Annotated in this window: 16 protein-coding genes; 12 read left to right on the top strand and 4 right to left on the bottom strand. The window is 70.4% G+C overall.

Going from position 1 to position 17,764, the window contains the following annotated elements:
- Positions 1-28: 28 nt before the first annotated feature.
- The 3 genes from LXM50_RS13575 to LXM50_RS13565 form a co-directional block, all read right to left on the bottom strand.
- Complete coding sequence (locus LXM50_RS13575) at positions 29-1,750, bottom strand: nitrite/sulfite reductase (protein ID WP_233311875.1); 1,722 nt, start codon at positions 1,748-1,750, stop codon at positions 29-31.
- A gap of 271 nt (positions 1,751-2,021) precedes the next feature.
- Positions 2,022-3,071, bottom strand: a complete 1,050-nt coding sequence (locus tag LXM50_RS13570; protein WP_233311873.1) for a hypothetical protein — start codon at positions 3,069-3,071, stop codon at positions 2,022-2,024.
- A gap of 158 nt (positions 3,072-3,229) precedes the next feature.
- The gene (locus tag LXM50_RS13565) at positions 3,230-3,946 is read right to left on the bottom strand and encodes a sirohydrochlorin chelatase (protein ID WP_233311872.1); all 717 of its coding nucleotides are present in this window, start codon (positions 3,944-3,946) and stop codon (positions 3,230-3,232) included.
- Positions 3,947-4,163: 217 nt separating this feature from the next.
- On the opposite strand from LXM50_RS13565, the gene LXM50_RS13560 reads away from it, so the two are divergent.
- The 6 genes from LXM50_RS13560 (at position 4,164) to LXM50_RS13535 (ending at position 9,896) form a co-directional block, all read left to right on the top strand.
- Entirely contained in the window at positions 4,164-4,625 is a 462-nt protein-coding gene (locus LXM50_RS13560; RefSeq protein WP_233311871.1) for a DUF3817 domain-containing protein, read from the top strand.
- Between the two features lie 205 nt (positions 4,626-4,830).
- Positions 4,831-6,165, top strand: a complete 1,335-nt coding sequence (locus LXM50_RS13555) for an MFS transporter (RefSeq protein ID WP_233311870.1) — start codon at positions 4,831-4,833, stop codon at positions 6,163-6,165.
- Positions 6,166-6,261: 96 nt separating this feature from the next.
- Positions 6,262-6,909, top strand: a complete 648-nt coding sequence (locus tag LXM50_RS13550) for a GntR family transcriptional regulator (protein WP_233311868.1) — start codon at positions 6,262-6,264, stop codon at positions 6,907-6,909.
- A 40-nt stretch (positions 6,910-6,949) separates the two neighbouring features.
- Positions 6,950-7,726, top strand: a complete 777-nt coding sequence (locus LXM50_RS13545) for an aspartate/glutamate racemase family protein (RefSeq protein ID WP_233311867.1) — start codon at positions 6,950-6,952, stop codon at positions 7,724-7,726.
- A 2-nt stretch (positions 7,727-7,728) separates the two neighbouring features.
- Entirely contained in the window at positions 7,729-9,156 is a 1,428-nt protein-coding gene (locus tag LXM50_RS13540; protein ID WP_233311866.1) for a dihydroorotase family protein, read from the top strand.
- A complete protein-coding gene (locus LXM50_RS13535) occupies positions 9,153-9,896 on the top strand; it encodes an aspartate/glutamate racemase family protein (RefSeq protein WP_233311865.1) in 744 nt (247 codons plus the stop codon). Before LXM50_RS13540 ends, LXM50_RS13535 begins: the two co-directional genes overlap by 4 nt.
- Positions 9,897-10,005: 109 nt before the next feature.
- On the opposite strand, the gene LXM50_RS13530 is transcribed toward LXM50_RS13535, so the two are convergent.
- Positions 10,006-10,917: a serine protein kinase RIO gene (locus tag LXM50_RS13530; RefSeq protein ID WP_233311864.1), complete on the bottom strand. Its 912-nt coding sequence runs from the start codon at positions 10,915-10,917 to the stop codon at positions 10,006-10,008.
- Between the two features lie 410 nt (positions 10,918-11,327).
- Between LXM50_RS13530 and dnaK the strand changes: the two genes are divergently transcribed.
- The 6 genes from dnaK to LXM50_RS13500 all read left to right on the top strand — a co-directional run bounded on the left by dnaK (position 11,328) and on the right by LXM50_RS13500 (position 17,682).
- Complete coding sequence (gene dnaK, locus LXM50_RS13525; RefSeq protein WP_233311863.1) at positions 11,328-13,184, top strand: molecular chaperone DnaK; 1,857 nt, start codon at positions 11,328-11,330, stop codon at positions 13,182-13,184.
- Positions 13,184-13,786 carry a nucleotide exchange factor GrpE gene (locus tag LXM50_RS13520; RefSeq protein WP_233311862.1) on the top strand — a complete coding sequence of 201 codons (603 nt, stop codon included), beginning with the start codon at positions 13,184-13,186 and terminating at the stop codon, positions 13,784-13,786. The genes dnaK and LXM50_RS13520 overlap by 1 nt, the downstream gene beginning before the upstream one ends.
- A 10-nt stretch (positions 13,787-13,796) precedes the next feature.
- Positions 13,797-14,783, top strand: coding sequence for a DnaJ C-terminal domain-containing protein (locus tag LXM50_RS13515; RefSeq protein WP_233311861.1), 987 nt, complete (start codon positions 13,797-13,799; stop codon positions 14,781-14,783).
- Between the two features lie 172 nt (positions 14,784-14,955).
- Positions 14,956-15,435: a heat shock protein transcriptional repressor HspR gene (locus tag LXM50_RS13510; RefSeq protein ID WP_233311860.1), complete on the top strand. Its 480-nt coding sequence runs from the start codon at positions 14,956-14,958 to the stop codon at positions 15,433-15,435.
- Between the two features lie 65 nt (positions 15,436-15,500).
- Positions 15,501-15,887 carry a glyoxalase superfamily protein gene (locus LXM50_RS13505; protein WP_233311858.1) on the top strand — a complete coding sequence of 129 codons (387 nt, stop codon included), beginning with the start codon at positions 15,501-15,503 and terminating at the stop codon, positions 15,885-15,887.
- A 424-nt stretch (positions 15,888-16,311) separates the two neighbouring features.
- Positions 16,312-17,682, top strand: a complete 1,371-nt coding sequence (locus tag LXM50_RS13500) for an ABC transporter substrate-binding protein (protein WP_233311857.1) — start codon at positions 16,312-16,314, stop codon at positions 17,680-17,682.
- The last annotated feature ends 82 nt before the right edge of the window (positions 17,683-17,764 follow it).

Raw genomic sequence — 17,764 nt, 5'->3', positions numbered from 1 at the left:
GCATCCTCCGGTCGCGACGCCACGGTGCTCACTGCAGGGCCTCCTCGTCGGCGCGATGCGCCCAGACCGCGAAGGTCTCGTCCGCTCCGGTGCGGTCCTGGAGGTAGCGGCGGATCACGCGCTCGGCGTAGTCGGCGATGCCGTCCGCCGGCACCTTCAGGCCGCGGACGGTGCGGCCAAGGCCCGCCTCCTCGCGGTCCGCGTTGGCGAGGCCGCCGCCGAGGTGCACCTGGTAGCCGGGCACCTGCTCGCCGTCGATCATGACGAGCTGACCCTTGAGCCCGATGTCGGCGGTCTGGATCCGCGCGCAGGAGTTCGGGCAGCCGTTGACGTGCAGGGTGATCGGGCGGCCGATCTCGGGCTCCAGGGCGCCGAGGCGCTCCTCGAGCTGCGTGATCGCTTGGGCCGCGTTGACCTTGGTCTCCACGATCGCGAGCTTGCAGAACTCGATGCCGGTGCAGGCGATCGTGCCGCGGCGGAACAGACTCGGACGGGCCTCGAGACCGAGCTTCGACAGGCCCGTGACGAGCGACTCGACCCGTTCCTCGGCGACGTCGAGCACGAGCAGCTTCTGGTACGGCGTGGTGCGGATCCGGGTGGATCCGTGCTCCTCGGCGAGATCGGCGAGAGCGGTCAGCGCCGAGCCGGAGACTCGCCCGACGGCCGGTGCCGCGCCCACGTAGAACAGGCCGTCCTTCTGGCGGTGCACGCCCACGTGGTCGCCCCGGCCGACCGGCTTCGGAGCGGCAGGACCATCGGGCAGCGGCGCATCGAGGTACTCGGTCTCGAGCACCTCGCGGAACTTCTCGGTGCCCCAGTCGGCGAGCAGGAACTTCAGCCGCGCCTTGTTGCGCAGGCGCCGGTAGCCGTAGTCGCGGAACAGCCGGGTGACCCCGTGCCAGACCTCGGCGACGCGGTCGGGCGTGACGAACGCGCCGAGGCGCTCGCCGAGACGGGGGACGGTGGACAGGGCGCCGCCGACCCAGAGGTCGTAGCCGATGCCCAGCTCGGGGTGTTCGAAGGCGACGAACGCGCAGTCGTTGATCTCGTGCACGACGTCCTGGCTGGGGTGCCCGGTGATCGCGGTCTTGTACTTGCGCGGAAGGTTCGCGAGGGTCTCGTCGCCGATGAACCGCTCGGCGATCTCGAAGATCTGCGGGGTGGGGTCGATGATCTCGTCCGCGGCGATGCCGGCGACCGGGGATCCCAGGATCACGCGTGGCACGTCGCCGCAGGCCTCGGTGGTGCTGAGCTCGACGTCCTCGAGGCGGCGCCAGATCTCGGGTACGTCCTCGACGCGGATCCAGTGCAGCTGGATGTTCTGCCGGTCGGTGAGGTCGGCGGTGTCGCGGGCGAACTCGGTCGAGATCCCGCCGATCACGCGCAGCTGCGCGGTCGTGAGCTGTCCGCCGTCGATGCGGACGCGCAGCATGAAGTACTCGTCCTCGAGCTCGTGCGGCTCGAGCTGGGCCGTGCGACCGCCGTCGATCCCGGGCTTGCGCTGGGTGTACAGCCCCCACCAGCGGAAGCGGCCGTGCAGGTCGGTCGGGTCGATCGACGCGAACCCGCCCTTCGCGTACTCGTTCTCGATCCGCTCGCGCACGTTCAGCCCGTTGTCGGCGAGCTTGAACTCCTCGTTGCCGTTCAGCGGCTCCGTGCCGTCGACGGCCCACTGGCCGTGCGGCTTGGTGGGCACGCGGGCGGTGCGGGTGCGGGCACCGCGCACAGGGGCGATCGCTTCGGGAGGCATGCGGACAAGCTACGTGCGGATCCGCTCGGACGCTCGTGTGTGTCGGCGGCGCCGACACGGAGCGTCATTGTTCGACATGGTCCAGTTTCCTCCGGGGAGGATGCTGTTCAATGGAGCGCCCGCGGTGCGGCTTTCGGGCGGGGATCCGGTCGCCTGCACGCTCGGGAGGAGAACGCAGCCACGGGCGGAGCGGATCCGCGAATGCCTCCTCCGGAACGCGAGGACTCCGCCCGAGCGCGAGCGCGGGCGGAGTCCTCGAGCGCGATACGGATCAGTGCGCGAGGTACGGCACGCGCTCCCAGCTCAGCACCTGGTCGGCGCCGGGCCTGTTGATCGTGACGCGCAGCCAGTCCTTGTTGTTCGAGGATCCGTCGACCGTCAGGCGCGTGAGGTTGTCGGCTGCGCCGGTGACACCGTAGGTCGCCAGCCACGGCGAGCCCGCCGCGAGCGGCCGGTCGTCGTTGAAGACGTGGCTGTCGCCGTTGACCAGGTAGACCTCGCCGTCGAAGGCGCTCGACTCGTCCACCAGGGTCTGCACGAGCGGCTGGAACGCCGAGATGTCCGACCAGGCGGGGGTGTAGGTCGGGTCGAACATGTCGGCCTGCAGCAGCACCATCACCGCGCGGTCGTGCTTCTGCTTCGCCGTGGCGAAGGTGCTCTTCACGAGCGAGATCGCGTTCGCCATCCGCGCCTGCTCGGCGGCGAGCTGCTCGGGCCGGGCGGTCGTGTCACCGAGGCCCGCCCACGGCTGGACGCCGTCGTCGCTGCCGACCACGTGCACCACGGCGAAGTCGACGCCGTCGCGGCGCAGGGACACGTTCTCCGGGAAGCCGGCCGCCGTCTGCGCATCGACCTTCACGGGCTTCTGCCCGAGGGAGACGCCGGGGTTAGCGAAGAACACCGAGCGATCGTAGGCGAGGCGCTCGAGCGGGTTGTACGCGCCGTTGTTCGCACGGTGGCAGTCGGTCCACTCGTTGTCGCCCGGGGTGTAGATCAGCGGATTGGCGAAGGTGTCGAAATCGCCCTTGATCTGCTGGTACAGCGCGTCGTCGCAGCGGGTCGACCCGTTCTTGATGTCGCCGACGTGGAACGTCATCGCCGGATCCGCGGCGTTGATCTCCTGGATCCACTGCGGGAACAGCGCCTGCTGGGCGGCGCCGTAGGGGACGTCGCCGATCACGGCGAACGAGTAGTGGCCGGCCTTGTCCTGGCCGGGCGTGTCGTGACCGGGTGACTCAGCGGCGAGGGCGGGCGCGCTGCTCGCCGCGACGAGGGCGAGAGCGGCGGCCGTCGCCGCCATCAGAGTGCGGGGGAGGGGCATGCGGTCTCCTTGGTTCGGGGCGTCGGCGCCGACGCCGTATCCACCTTCGCGCTCGAGGTGGCGGCGTGAGTGGACACGGCGTGAACGGAGCGGGAACAGCTCGCCGGGGGGGGGGGGGGGGGCGGGCGGTCGCGGTGAGCGAAGCGGCACGCCGCCGCTCAGTGCCCTCGGAGCTGCCTGAGCTCGGCCTCGCCCGCGAGATAGCGGTCCACGACGAGATCCACGAGCGGCGCGGGCGGCTCCCCGTCGTCGAGCAGCGGCTCGGTGAGCAGCGCGGATCCGGCGACGCGTTCGGCCACATCGAAGAAGTAGCCGTGCGCGAGCAGGTAGGTCGCGACGGCGGCATCGGGGTGGAGTTCCCGCGCCGCGGTCAGGCTCGGCTCTCGCGCAGCGAGGTAGGCGGGCACGACGGCGCGTCCGAGGTCCTCGCTCAGCAGTGCGGCCATCGCCTCGGCATCGGGAAGCGAACGCGGATCCCGGGATCCCGCGACCGCCAGCACGACCGGACGATCGGTGCCGCCCCCGGGGTGCGCCGCCGCATCGGCGTCCGCGAGCCGGAGCGCGAGCACCTTCGCGAGGCGCGGATCGGGTCCGAGCGGATCCGTGACGACTGCGTCCGAGCGCTCCGAAACGGCCCGCCCCAGGTCCACCCGCACGTGGAAGCCCTGCGACAGCAGCAGGGGCACGACGACCACAGGCCCCTCGACCGCGGCGAGGGCCGTGGGGGCGTCGGGCTGCTGCACGTCGACGAAGCCGGAGTGCACGGCGACGTCCGGCAGCCGCTCGGCGACCCGGCGCACCAGCAGTGCGATCGCGGCGGCGCCGGCGGCGTCGGAGGTGCCGTGCGAGACGGCGAGCAGCGCGGGGCGGGGCATGGGGGGAGTGTAGGCCGCCTCGGTGTCCGCCGCCCCGGTCGCGCGTCACACGGTGACATCGCGCGGAAGGCGCCGCACCGGACAGGCCGCCTCGCGCCGGTGCGGCCGCTCGCGGGGCGAGGACCGGACCCGAAACCGTCCGAAAGGTGGAGGCCGGCGGGAGGCGGTGACCGGATCCTGCTGCCTACGCTGGAGAGTACTCGACCCGAGGAGAGACGTGTTCACCACTCCTGCCCGCCTGTTCCGCGTGCTCGCGATCGCGGAGGCCATCACCTGGACCCTGCTGATCGGCGCCCTGATCGCCCGCGCCACCGGCCTGCCTCCCGTGCTGGTCACGATCGCCGGCTCCATCCACGGCTTCGTGTTCCTCTCCTACGGCGCCACCGCCGTGCTGCTCGCGTTCCACCAGCGCTGGGGCGTCGGCGTCGCGATCCTCGCGATCGCCAGCGCGATCGTGCCCTACGCCACGATCCCGGCCGAGATCTGGCTGCACCGCACCGGCCGCCTCGCCGGCGACTGGCGCCTCGAGCAGAGCGACGACCCTCGCGACGCCGCCTGGTACGACCGCACGATGCGCTGGTTCCTGCGCCGCCCGTGGGTGCTCGCGCTGCTCATCGTCGCCGCGGTCGCCGTGCTGTTCGCGGTGCTGCTGCTGATCGGCCCGCCCGGCGGGAAGTGACCCGGCGCGGCCGAACGGCCGCGTCCGCGGGATCCGAAGTGCACCGCGTTCCTCCCGAGGGACGCGGTGCACTTTTTTGGGATCCCAAGCCTTGACGTCGTGAACAGATCCTCCTATCCTCGGTTTGGGATCCCAATGTGGGATCCCAAACTCCGGTCGACGCGCAGGCGCGGCCGGCCTTCCCGACGAAGTGAAGGAGGACCAGGTGTCCCTTCAGAACGAAGCCACGGCGGACCGAACCGCCGAGAACAGTGCATCGCCCCGCAGCCAGGCCAAGCCCACCCGGGTTCGATGGAGGCTCTTCCTCCTCCTGCTGATCCTGGTCACGGTGAACTACGTCGACCGGGGATCGATCTCCGTCGCCCTCCCGGTCATCCAGAAGGACTTCAACCTCTCGCCGGAACTCGTCGGACTGCTCCTGAGCGCGTTCTTCTGGACCTACGCGCTCATGCAGGTCCCGGTCGGCTACCTTATCGACCGCTTCGGTCCGCGCAAGGTCGTCACGGCCTCCTGCGTCGGCTGGGGCGCGGCGACCGCCGCCTCGGGGCTGGCGGGCAACTTCATCAGCATGTTCATCGCGCGCTCCGCGATCGGCGTCACCGAGGCGGGCGTGATGCCCGCGGGCGGCAAGCTGAACGCCCTCTGGATGCACTCCAAGGAGCGCGGTCGTGGCGCGACGATCCTCGACGCCGGCGCCCCGCTGGGAGCGGGCATCGGCGGCATCCTGATCACCTGGCTCATCGCGAGCACCGGATCCTGGCGCTACGCGTTCATCATCGCCGGCATCGCGACGGTCGTGCTCGGTCTGTTCATCTGGTGGTACGTGCGCGACAACCCCCGCGCGCACCGGGCTGTCAACGCGGCTGAGGCAGAGTACATCGAGGACTCGCACCGCGAGGAGGCCGCCACCGGCCCCGTGTCGACCCGCCGCGGCCTCGTGCAGTACCTGCGCTTCCGCTCGTTCTGGGCGATGTGCTTCGGCTGGCTCGGCTTCAACGGCGTCTTCTACGGCCTGCTCACCTGGGGCCCGCTGTACCTCTCCGAGGCCAAGCACTTCGACCTGAAGACGGTCGGCTGGTCGACCTTCGTGATCTTCGGCGCCGGGTTCGTCGGGGAGATCCTGGGCGGCCTGCTCGCCGACAAGCTCCGCTCCCGCGGGCACAGCGCGAACCTCGTGATGCGCTCGATGCTCGGCGCCGCCGCGCTGATCGTCACCGCCGGCCTGGTCGGAGTGACCCTCGTCGGCGACCCGATCACCGCGGTCGTGCTGCTCTCGGTGGTGCTCTTCTTCCTGCGCTGGGTCGGCCTGTTCTGGGCCGTGCCGGCCACGCTGGGCGGCCGTGAGAACGCGGGGGTGCTCGGCGGCGCGATGAACCTCAGCGGCAACGTCGCCGGTTTCATCACGCCGATCGCGGTCGGCCTCATCGTCGGGGCGACGGGCGGCTACACCTGGGCGCTGCTCTACTTCGTCGGCTCGGCGATCGTGATGGGCGTCTCGGTGCTCGCGCTCGACTACAGCAAGCGGCTCGTGCGCGCATGATCGTCCTCGTCCGTGGATCGGACTCCGCCCCGGTTCACGGACGGGGGGTGTCGCTAGGCTGGGATCCCAGAATCGGAGAAGGCGGAGGGCAGCCCCGTGGTGCAGACAGTCGAAGCCGGTCAGCGGGCCAAACCGCTGCGCGAGGTGATCAGGGACACGGTCCGCAACAGGATCTTCGAGGGGCAGTACACGCCGGGATCCCGGCTGGTGGAGCGGGACCTCGCCGCCGAGTTCAACGTGTCGCGCCTTCCCGTGCGCGAAGCGCTGCGGATGCTGCAGCAGGAGGGCCTGGTCACGGAGCCGGCGACGCGGGGATCCGTGGTCGCGACACTCGATGCGGATCAGGTGGACGACCTGTTCAGCGTGCGGATCGCGCTCGAGGTACTGGCCTGCCGGCTGGCGGCGGAGCGCGCCACCCCGGACGACATCGCCCGGCTGACCGCCCTGGTCGACCGGACGAAGGACGCCCTGGCCCGGGGGAGCCTGGCCGAGACCCACGCGCTGAACAGCGAGTTCCACGACGAGGTCACCCGGATCGCGGACAACGACTTCCTCCGCACCGCGCTGGAGCCGCTGCAGGGCCGGATGCACTGGCTGTTCCGCCACGTCCGCGACCTGCCGGAGCTCGTCGAGGAGCACCAGCTGCTGCTGACGGCCATCGCCAGCGGCGACCCCGACCGGGCGGCGGCGCAATCCGCCCACCACATCGACAAGTACCGCGAACAGTATCCCGACACCGTGTGAGCTGCCGTCGGCAGTCCGGGTCGGCCGCAGGGAGGACGACATGAGACTGCTGATCATCAACCCCAACACGAGCTCGGCGGTCACGGAGCTCATCCGCGCCGAGGCGCAGCGCTCCGCGAGCCCCGACACCGAGCTGCAGGTGCACACCGCGCCCTACGGTGTGGAGTACATCGAGACCCGGCTCGAGTCGGTGATCGCGGCGGGAGCCGTGGCCGAGGTGATCGCCGCGCACGCGGGTGAGGTCGACGGCGTCGTGGTCGCCGCGTTCGGCGATCCCGGCATGCCGGCGCTCAAGGAGCTCGTGGACGTGCCGGTGATCGGCATCACCGAGGCCGCCCTGTGCGCTGCGGCGCTGCAGGGCCACCGCTTCTCGATCATCGCGATCTCGGACCGGATCACCGCCTGGTACCGCGAGTGCGTCGAGGGCTTCGGGCTCGCCGGGCGTCTCGCCTCGATCCGGTCCATCACCGAGGCGCTCGGCGGGATCGACAGCGTCCAGCAGGACTTCGGGCCCACGCTGGTGGCGCTCGCGCAGCGCGCGGTCGCCGAGGACGGCGCGGACGTGATCATCCTCGCCGGCGCGCCCCTCGCCGGCCTTGCCCGGAAGGTCGCCGGGCAGATCCCGGTGCCGGTCGTCGACGGCATCGGCGCCGGGGTGCGACTCGCGGAGGCGGTGGTCGGGCTCGCCTCCGGCACGCACAGGGCGGGCGCGTTCGCTGCCCCGCCGCGCAAGCCCCGCCGGGGCCTCAGCCCCGCGCTGAATCGCGCGTTCGACCGTGCGCAGAAGGCCACGGACAACTCGGAAGGAGTGAACTGATCATGTCGGACCTCGTCATCGCGAACGCCCGGATCGTCAATGCGGACGGCGTCTCGTCCGGTCACATCGTCGTCACCGGCGGCAGGATCGACGCGATCCTCGCCGTCTCGGATCCGATTCCCGCCGCCGGCCGGGTCATCGACGCCGCCGGACGGGCGGTGATCCCCGGAGGAGTCGACGGGCACTGTCACGTCGCGCAGATCACCGGGCGGTACCGTACCCTCGACGACTTCGCCGTCACCAGCGCCGCGGCGCTCTGGGGCGGCACCACCACCGTCATGGACTTCGGCATCCCGCGGGACCCCTCGGAGAGCCCCCTCGCGGCCGCGCGCAACAAGCGCGATCTGGCTCGGGCGTCCCGCTGCGACGTCGCCCTGCACGGCTCCGTCGTCGCATGGGATGAGACGGTGCCCGCGCAGCTGGACGCGCTGGCCGCGATGGGAATCCGCTCGGTGAAGATGTACATGACCAACCGCGGATCGACCATGAGCGACAACGACACCGTGCTGAAGGTGATGAGGGAGATGAAGCGCCTCGGTGGGATGACGATCATCCACGCCGAGCACGATGCGATCGTCGTCGACTGCACGCAGGACCACGCCGACAGCGGCGAGATCGGCATCGAGCACCTGCACGAGACCCGTCCGGAACTCGCCGAGGAGGCCTCGGTGCGCGAGGTGCTGGCCATGGCCGAGTACGTCGGCACGCCGGTGTACTTCGTGCACCAGTCCACGCCCGGTGCGGTCGACCTCGTCGCGGATGCCCGCCTGCGCGGCGTCGAGGCGTACTCCGAGACCTGCCCGCACTACCTCCTGCTGGACGACGGCGTCTACGCGTCGCGCTTCCCCGAGTGGTACGCCTGCTGCCCGCCGATGCGGGACGCGGCGACGGTCGCGGCCCTGCGCGAGCGGTTCGCGGACGGATCCGTCGACACGGTCGCCAGCGACCACTCCTGCTACGACCTCAGTCAGAAGCGCGAACGCCGCGACGACATCCGGCAGATGCCCCACGGCTTGCCGGGCGTGGAGACGCGCATGCCCGCAGCATTCACCGCCCTGACCGACGGGGCGCCGATCACCGACGCCGTGCTGCAGCGCTTCGCGGACCTGTTCTCCGCGGCGCCCGCCCGCATCCATGCGCTGGGAGGCAAGGGACGCATCGCGGTCGGCCACGATGCCGACCTGGTGATCTTCGACCCCGCCGAGGAGCGACGTGTCGACGGAACGGCGCTGCACATGGGCACCGACTTCTCGCCGTTCGACGGGAAGACGCTGCGGGGCTGGCCGCAGGTCGTCGTCGCAGGGGGGCGGACCGTCCTCGACGAGGACGGCTTCCACGATCCCGGCGCGATCGGGCGCTTCCTCGAGCGGCAGCCGGCGGTGCCGTCGAGCACGCGCGCCGAGCGCGTGCTGGCAGGGAGGAGCGCATGAGCGCCGTGCCGGACGTCCTGGCCGCCTCGCGGCCCACCCGGATCGGGATGATCGTCCCCTCGTCGAACACCTGTCTGGAGCCGATGACGTACCGGATCCTGGGGGACCGCGACGACGTGACGGTGCACTCCGCCCGCATCCCGGTGACCCGCATCGCCCTCGACGCCGGATCCGACCAGCAGTTCGACGCCGCCGGGATGCGCGCGGCCGCGGAGCTGCTCGCCACCGCCGATGTGGACGTGATCGCCTGGAACGGGACCTCGGGGTCCTGGCTCGGCGTCGGGCACGACGAGGCGATCGCCGCTGAGATCACCCGCGCGACCGGGGTGCCGGCGACGACGTCGACCCTCGCGTACTTCGCGGCGTTCCGGCGGTTCGGGATCTCCGACATCGGGCTGCTCACGCCCTACACGGCCGATGTGAACGAGCAGGTCGCGGCCCGCTACCTCGAGAACGGCGTCGCGGTGACGGGGCACACGGCGCTCGGGCTGAGCGACAACGAGTCGTTCGGCCGGGTGCGTCCCGAGGCGCTGGTGGAGCCGTCGGTCGCGCTGGCCGAGGCCGACCCCGATGCGCTGGTCTACCTGTGCACCAACCTCTACGGCGCGCCGATCGCGGCGGAGGTCGAGGCGCGCACCGGCGTTCCCGTGCTCGACTCCGTCGCGGTGACGCTGTGGCACTGCCTGGAGCTGGCCGGATCCCCATTGCTCGACGCGCGCTGGGGACGGCTGCTCGCCTGAGGCCACGGGCGCGCTTCGCCCGTGGCCTCGTGGTCCCGCCTCGTCCCGCGGGGCGGGGCGGCCTGCAGCGCGCGTCCCACACCCGCGCATCGTCCATCCCGGGCGTCGGCTACCCGAACGACTCCGCCACCAGCTCGCCGAACAGGGTCTCGGCGTCGACGTCGAGGCGCTGCCGACCGAACCAGTCGCACACGTTGACGCAGTCGCGGTGCAGCAGGTCCAGGCCCTGCGGGTTGGCCACGGTGTCCACGATCTGCGGCAGGTCGATCACCACGACGCGGCCGTCGTGCACGAGCAGGTTGTACGGGGACAGGTCGCCATGGGCGAGGCCCGCTCGCGCGAAGGTCCGCATGAGCTCGGCGACCTGCGCGAACAGGTCGGCGAGCAGCGCCGGGTCGTGCCGCACCTGGGCGAGGCGGGGAGCGCCGACGCCGTCCGGCGATCCGATGAACTCCATGAGCACCTCGGTGCCGGTCACCTGCACGGGGTACGGCACCGGCGCGCCGAGCTCGTGCATCCGGCGCAGCGCGTCGAACTCGGCGAGCGACCACTGCGCCGCCGCGACCTCGCGGCCGTGCTCGCTCTTCTTGGCGAGCGCCCGGGCGTCCCGGGAGTTGCGGGTGCGGCGACCCTCGGTGTAGACCGCGGAGCGGTGGAACGAGCGATGCTCCGCACCGTGGTACCGCTTGGCGGCGAGCAGGCTGCGCTGATGCGGATCGCCCGGCACGGCGCGCTCGAGGAGGAAGACGTCCGCCTCCTTGCCGGTCTTCAGGATGCCGAGCTCGGTGTCGACGGCGCCGGCGGACGTCACCACCCAGGCGGGACGCGGTTCCGGCCCTCGCTCGGTCGGCGTCGCCGCCGGCCAGGTGGTCCAGCGCTGACCGTCGCCGAGCTCGACGTCGGCGAAGGCGAGGCCGAGATCGTCGTCGTCGGCTGCGGAGAGGAAGAAGGAGTCGGCCTTGCCCGAGGGGGCGGGGCCGAGCAGGGAAGAGGCATCCGAGGATGCGGAGGAAGGGATCACGAGAGGCTCCGGGTCGGGGCCGCTCGCGAAGAGGATCGGGCGGGCGGCCTCAGGGAAGAAGGTCGGCGAAGGGCGCGACAACAGAGATGTTCATCGTCAGCTCCTTCCCTCGGATCCCGGGGCGATCCCGGCGCCCGCCGAGTCTACGGGGCCGTGACCCCGGTGTCGAGCATGCGCCGGGGTGAGGGCGGATGCGGCATTCCCGGCACGGCGCCGACTCGCCAGAACGCTGCTGCACCGACCCGCGAGAGCGCAGATACAAAGTTGAGTCTGGCCGTATCAAGTTTGTTTGACATCTCTTGACAGCCGGCGTATCGTTGAGTCATCGCGACTCAGGTTTCCCGCGGGTGTTCCCGGGGGCCCGGAGTTCGCGCAGACTTCCACGAACTTCCGACTGAAGGAGAAAACAAATGGCACGTGCTGTCGGTATCGACCTCGGTACGACGAACTCCGTCGTCAGCGTCCTCGAGGGCGGCGAGCCCAAGGTCATCGCCAACGCAGAAGGCTTCCGGACCACCCCCTCGGTGGTCGCCTTCACCAAGGACGGGGAGGTGCTCGTCGGCGAGACCGCGAAGCGCCAGGCCGTCACCAACGTCGACCGCACGATCGCGTCGGTCAAGCGCCACATGGGCACCGACTGGTCGTTCGACGTGGACGGCAAGAAGTGGACGCCGCAGGAGATCTCCGCGCGCATCCTCATGAAGCTGAAGCGCGACGCCGAGGCGTACCTTGGCGACACCGTGACCGACGCGGTCATCACCGTCCCGGCGTACTTCAACGACGCCGAGCGCCAGGCCACCAAGGAGGCCGGCGAGATCTCGGGCCTGAACGTCCTGCGCATCATCAACGAGCCCACCGCCGCGGCGCTGGCCTACGGCCTGGACAAGGGCAAGGAGGACGAGCTCATCCTCGTCTTCGACCTCGGTGGCGGCACGTTCGACGTGTCTCTGCTCGAGGTGGGCAAGGACGACGACTTCTCCACCATCCAGGTGCGCTCCACCGCCGGCGACAATCGCCTCGGCGGCGACGACTGGGACCAGCGTCTCGTCGACTACCTGATCAAGCAGTTCAAGGACTCGACCGGCGTCGACGTCTCGGGCGACAAGATCGCGCTGCAGCGCCTCAAGGAGGCCGCGGAGCAGGCGAAGAAGGAGCTCAGCTCCTCCACGTCCACGAGCGTCAACCTGCCGTACCTGTCGCTCACGGAGAACGGCCCCGTGTCGCTTTCCGAGACGATCACGCGCGCGAAGTTCGAGGACCTCACCAAGGACCTCCTCGACCGCACCAAGAAGCCCTTCGAGGATGTCATCCGCGAGGCCGGCATCAAGGTCGGCGACATCGCGCACGTCGTGCTCGTCGGCGGATCCACCCGCATGCCCGCCGTGGCCGAGCTCGTCAAGCGCGAGACCGGCAAGGAGGCCAACAAGGGCGTGAACCCGGACGAGGTCGTCGCCGTCGGCGCCGCGCTGCAGGCCGGCGTGCTGAAGGGTGAGCGCAAGGACGTCCTGCTCATCGACGTCACCCCCCTGAGCCTCGGCATCGAGACCAAGGGCGGCATGATGACCAAGCTCATCGAGCGCAACACGGCCATCCCGACCAAGCGCAGCGAGACCTTCACCACCGCCGACGACAACCAGCCGTCGGTCGCGATCCAGGTCTTCCAGGGCGAGCGCGAGTTCACCCGCGACAACAAGCCGCTGGGCACCTTCGAGCTGACCGGCATCGCGCCGGCTCCGCGCGGCATCCCGCAGGTCGAGGTCACCTTCGACATCGATGCGAACGGCATCGTGCACGTGTCCGCCAAGGACAAGGGCACCGGCAAGGAGCAGTCGATGACGATCACGGGCGGCTCCTCGCTGTCCAAGGAGGACATCGACCGCATGGTGCGCGAGGCCGAGGAGCACGCCGCCGAGGACAAGAAGCGCCGCGAGTCGGCCGAGGTCCGCAACCAGGCCGAGACCCTGTCCTACGGCGTCGAGAAGGTCATCTCGGAGAACGAGGACAAGCTCCCGGAGAACGTCAAGACCGAGGTCAAGGCCGATGTCGACGCGCTGAAGACCGCGCTGGCCGGCGAGGACGACGAGGCCGTGAAGACCGCGTTCGACAAGCTGACCCAGTCGCAGACCAAGCTCGGCGAGGCCATCTACGCATCGCAGCAGGCCGACGCGGCCGCCGACGGCGCCGCCGAGGAGGCCGCTGCGGAGACGGGGTCCGATGAGGACGTCGTGGACGCCGAGGTCGTGGACGACGAGGACGAGAAGAAGTAATGACGGATCCCAAGGACTTCGACGAGAACGCCGGAGTTCCGAGCGAGGGGTCGGACGCGAACGCGTCCGGCCCCCAGCCGGATTCCGGCGCCGATGACGAGCTCACGGTCGACGACATCCTGAACATCGCGCAGAGCGAGGACGCGCTCGCCGAGGACGCCGCGGAGGACGCGGCCCTCGCCGACGCCGAGCACACGCTGCTCGTCGACCTCAAGCGCCTTCAGGCCGAGTACGCGAACTACCGCCGCCGCACCGAGGAGCAGCGCGGCGTCGAGATCCAGCGCGCGAAGGGCGAGGCCGCCAAGGGCCTGCTCCCCGTGCTCGACGATCTCGACCGCGCCGCTCAGCACGGCGATCTGGAGGAGGGGACTCCCTTCGCCGCGATCGCCGACAAGGTGCGCTCCGTCGTGGAGCGCCTCGGCGTGGTCTCCTACGGCGAGAAGGGCGACGAGTTCGACCCGCAGCAGCACGAGGCGATCTTCCAGCAGCCCACCCCGGGTGTGGCGAAGGCCGTCGTGCTCGAGGTCGTCGAGGTGGGCTACCGCCTGGGCGATGTCGAGCTGCGTCCCGCCAAGGTCGTCGTCGCCGTCCCCGCTGAGTAGGGGGTGGTCGATGGCTAGCCAGGACTGGTTCGACAAGGACTTCTACAAGACCCTCGGCGTCTCCAAGGACGTGTCGGAGGCGGACATGAAGAAGACCTACCGCAAGCTCGCGCGCAAATACCACCCCGACTCCAACCCCGGCGACGCCGCGGCGGAGGCGAAGTTCAAGGAGATCAGCGAGGCGTACTCGGTGCTCTCCGACGCCGAGCAGCGCGCGGAGTACGACCAGATCCGCGCGATGGGCGCCGGCGGCGCGCGCTTCACGGCTCCGGGCAGCGCCGGCAACGGCGGCTTCGACGACGTGTTCAGCGCGTTCAACCGGGGCCGTGGCGGGCAGTCGGCCGACTTCGACGACATCTTCGCCATGTTCAACCAGGGCGGTGGAGGGTTCGGATCCGGTCGGTTCGGGCAGTCGTCCGGCGGGTTCCGCGGCTATGGCGGCCCGCAGAAGGGCGCCGACGTCACGGCCCGCACCACGCTGTCGTTCGCGACCGCGGTGAAGGGCGAGACCGTCACGCTGCAGGGCGAGGACGGGCGTCCGCTCAAGGTGAAAATCCCCGCGGGCGTGAAGGACGGGCAGAAGATCCGTCTGCGCGGTCGTGGGCGGCCTTCGCCCGACGGCGGGGAGAACGGCGACATCGTGGTCCAGGTGGCCGTGAAGCCGCACCCCGTGTTCACCCGTGACGGCCTGAACCTGCGGGTCACCGTGCCGGTCACGTTCACCGAGGCGGCGCTGGGCGCCACCATCGAGGTGCCGACCCTCGGCGGGGATCCGGTCAAGCTCAAGGTCGCGCCGGGCACGCCGTCCGGTCGGGTCCTGCGGGTCAAGGGCCGGGGTGTCACCACGTCGAAGGCCACCGGCGACCTGCTCGCCGAGGTTCAGGTCGCCGTGCCGTCCCACCTCGACGAGGCCGCACGCGAGGCGCTGGAGCGCTTCCGCGCGGCCGAGCCGGCCGAGAACCCGCGCGCCGAGCTGCTGGCGAAGGCGCGGGCGTGATGGTGGGCGCGGTGGGCGCGGTGGGCGGCGCTTCGCTCCGGGACCGTGACGAAACGCGGTGTTCTCGCAACGGACCGCGTTTCGTCTCGCTCCTCGCTGCGCTCGGGGCTCGCTCAACGACCCCGGGGAAGGCGCGCTCGCTCGACGACCCCGTTCGTGCGGGAGGTGGGCTATGCCCGATGAGCGCATGAACGCCGAGACCCCGATCTTCGCGATCGCCGTCGCCGCTGAGCTCGCCGGCATGCACCCGCAGACACTGCGGCAGTACGACCGGATCGGCCTGGTCGTCCCCGGCCGTACCAGGGGCGGATCCCGTCGCTACTCGATGCGCAACATCGAGCAGCTGCGCGAGGTCGCCCAGCTGTCCGGCGAAGGGATGAGCCTGCCCGCGATCGCGCGCCTGCTCGACCTCGAGGACGAGGTGCGCACCCTGCGGCGCCGCGTGGGCGAGCTCGAGCACGACCTGCGCGAGGAGCGGGCGAACCGCCCCGGCGTCCGCGTGTTCGCCGCCGGCACGACCGGATCCGTCATGGCCGTCCCGTCCGGACGCCGGATCCGCCGCCCCACCGAGGTCGTGCTGTGGCGACCGTGGGGGAGCGCCCCGGAGCACGGCGACGACGTCGCCGACGATCCGGACGACAGCCGGCGCTGACACCGCATCACGGCGCTGACCGGGCAGCACGCGCTGACACGCGCAGCACGGCGTAGGGTCTGGTCATGAGCTCCCTCGGCGCCGCCGTCCCCGTCCTGCGCATCTTCGACGTCGCGCTCGCGAGGCGCTTCTACCTGGACCGGCTCGGGTTCGAGGTCGAGTTCGAGCACCGGTTCGCAGAGGGCCTTCCGCTGTATCTGGGGATCCGCCGCGGCGACTGCCGGATCCATCTCAGCGAGCATTACGGCGACGGAACACCCGGGACCGCCGTGTGGATCCCGATGCGAGACGTCGTCGGCTTCCGTGCCGAGTTCTTCGAGCGCAGCGCCGGCGAGGCACCCTTCCCCGGAATCGAAGACGATGCCCCGGGCGGCGCGACCATGGTCGTGCCCGACCCGTTCGGCAACATGCTGCGCTTCGCCGAGTCCGGCGACGCCGACGCCGGCGCCTGAGCGCGGAGATCGCGCGCCCGTCGATGCTGCCCCGGCCGAGCGGGTCCGTCGTCCGGAAGGCGCGGCGGAGGAGGGCGCTGCGGCAGGCGGCGGGTTCATGCAGACTCCTTCTCGGGTGTTCATCTGAGGGGTTCGTCACGTCTGCGAGAGGGGAACGAGGCAGTGAAATCGATTTCCCCCGGGTTGACCCTGGAGGGCGCGTTGCGCAGCGGGAAGCTCCACCCGGAGTTCCGCAGGATGCGAAATCGTCACCCGACCGCGCGGAATCGCGGGAATCGACGAAGAGCGTCTTGTGTCTGAAATCGATTTCGCCTACTCTGAGTGCAGCCCGGTCGATGCCGACTCAGCGCGACCGCGGACCCGGACCCCTGTGCCGGACCCAGCACCGATTCGACGAGGAAGTCGTGTTCCCGAGGAGGAACCCATGAAGACGGACACACAGCGCACGCGCCGGGTGGTGATGGCCGCTCTCGGCGGCATCACGGCGGTAGGACTGCTCGCGGGCTGCGGCTCGAGCACTCCGGGCCAGGCCGCAGGCGACGGAGGCGACTCCTCCGGCAAGACCACCATCGAGTTCTGGCACCGCACCTTCACGCCGCCCGAGAACGCCTGGTACAAGGACATCGTCAAGAAGTTCAACGCCTCCCAGGACAAGATCGTCGTGAAGGACACCGAGATCCCCGCCGACGCCTGGGACCAGAAGATGAAGGCCGCGCAGGCCGCGGGCAAGGCACCCGACATCTACACCCACTCCGGCAGCATCCAGGACGCCGTGAACGCCGGGCAGCTGTACGACCTCGGCAAGGTCGTCGACAAGTCCAAGCTCGGCGAGATCATCGACTCCGCCAAGTCGGTGTCCGAGATCGGCGGCACCTATTACGCGTATCCGCTTCTGCAGGAGGCGCAGACGGTGCTGTTCTGGAACAAGGACATGCTCTCCAAGGCCGGCGTCGACACCGACAAGGCGCCGGCGACCTGGGACGACCTGCTCGCCGACTGCGCCAAGATCCAGCCGACGCTCGCGCAGGGGCAGTACTGCATCTCGCCGGCGTCCGACGCGATCACCTTCGCCTGGTCGACCGTCGGCCAGCAGTACAACTTCGCCGGGCACACCGCGCTCACCGACGACTGGTCCAAGCCGGACATCGACAACGCCGCATACCGTGACCTGATGTCCAAGTACAAGGAGCTGTGGGACAAGGGGTACATGCCCAAGCAGGCCCTCGCCGCCTACGTGGAGGGCAAGGACTTCGGGCAGAAGAAGGTCGCCTTCAAGGTCTCCGGCTCGTGGATGATGTCCGAGATCGGATCCGACTATCCCGATCTGCTCACCAAGACCGGGATCGGCGCCTTCCCGAACGCCTCGAGCGCCGACGGCCGCACCGCGACCACGCTCGGCAACTTCAAGTGGGTCATCGACGCGAAGAGCAAGCACGCCGACGCGGCCGGAAAGTTCCTCGAGTGGTCGCTGGCAGGCGACCCGCAGAACCTCGTGCCGTTCTTCGTGAACACGCAGTTCACGAAGGTCCCCGTGCGCAAGACCGTGCAGGACGCCGTCGCCAAGGACGAGGCCGCGGCCAAGGCGCCCTGGTCGACCGTGATCACGAACGACATCGCCCCGGACGCGATCCCCGAGCCGACCTACCCGTGGGACGTCTCGCTCGCCGTCGGCACCGCCATGGAGTCGGTGATGAAGGGCGCGGCCTCGCCGGATGACGCGATCAACACGGCGAACGCCGCGATCCAGAAGGTCATCCAGTCGCAGGATCTGCCCAGCAAGGCTCCCAAGAAGTGAGTACGGCGCGGTCGGGGACCGCTGCGCGGCCGTCCCCGACCGCGCAGTCCGCGCCCACCAGCTCCGAACGACGGGGAGAGAC

This window comes from Microbacterium sp. Au-Mic1, assembly GCF_021341785.1.
In the GTDB taxonomy this organism is placed as follows: domain Bacteria; phylum Actinomycetota; class Actinomycetes; order Actinomycetales; family Microbacteriaceae; genus Microbacterium.
The sequence above is the reverse complement of the archived record's forward strand: the minus strand, read 5'-3'. Positions and strand labels throughout refer to the sequence as shown.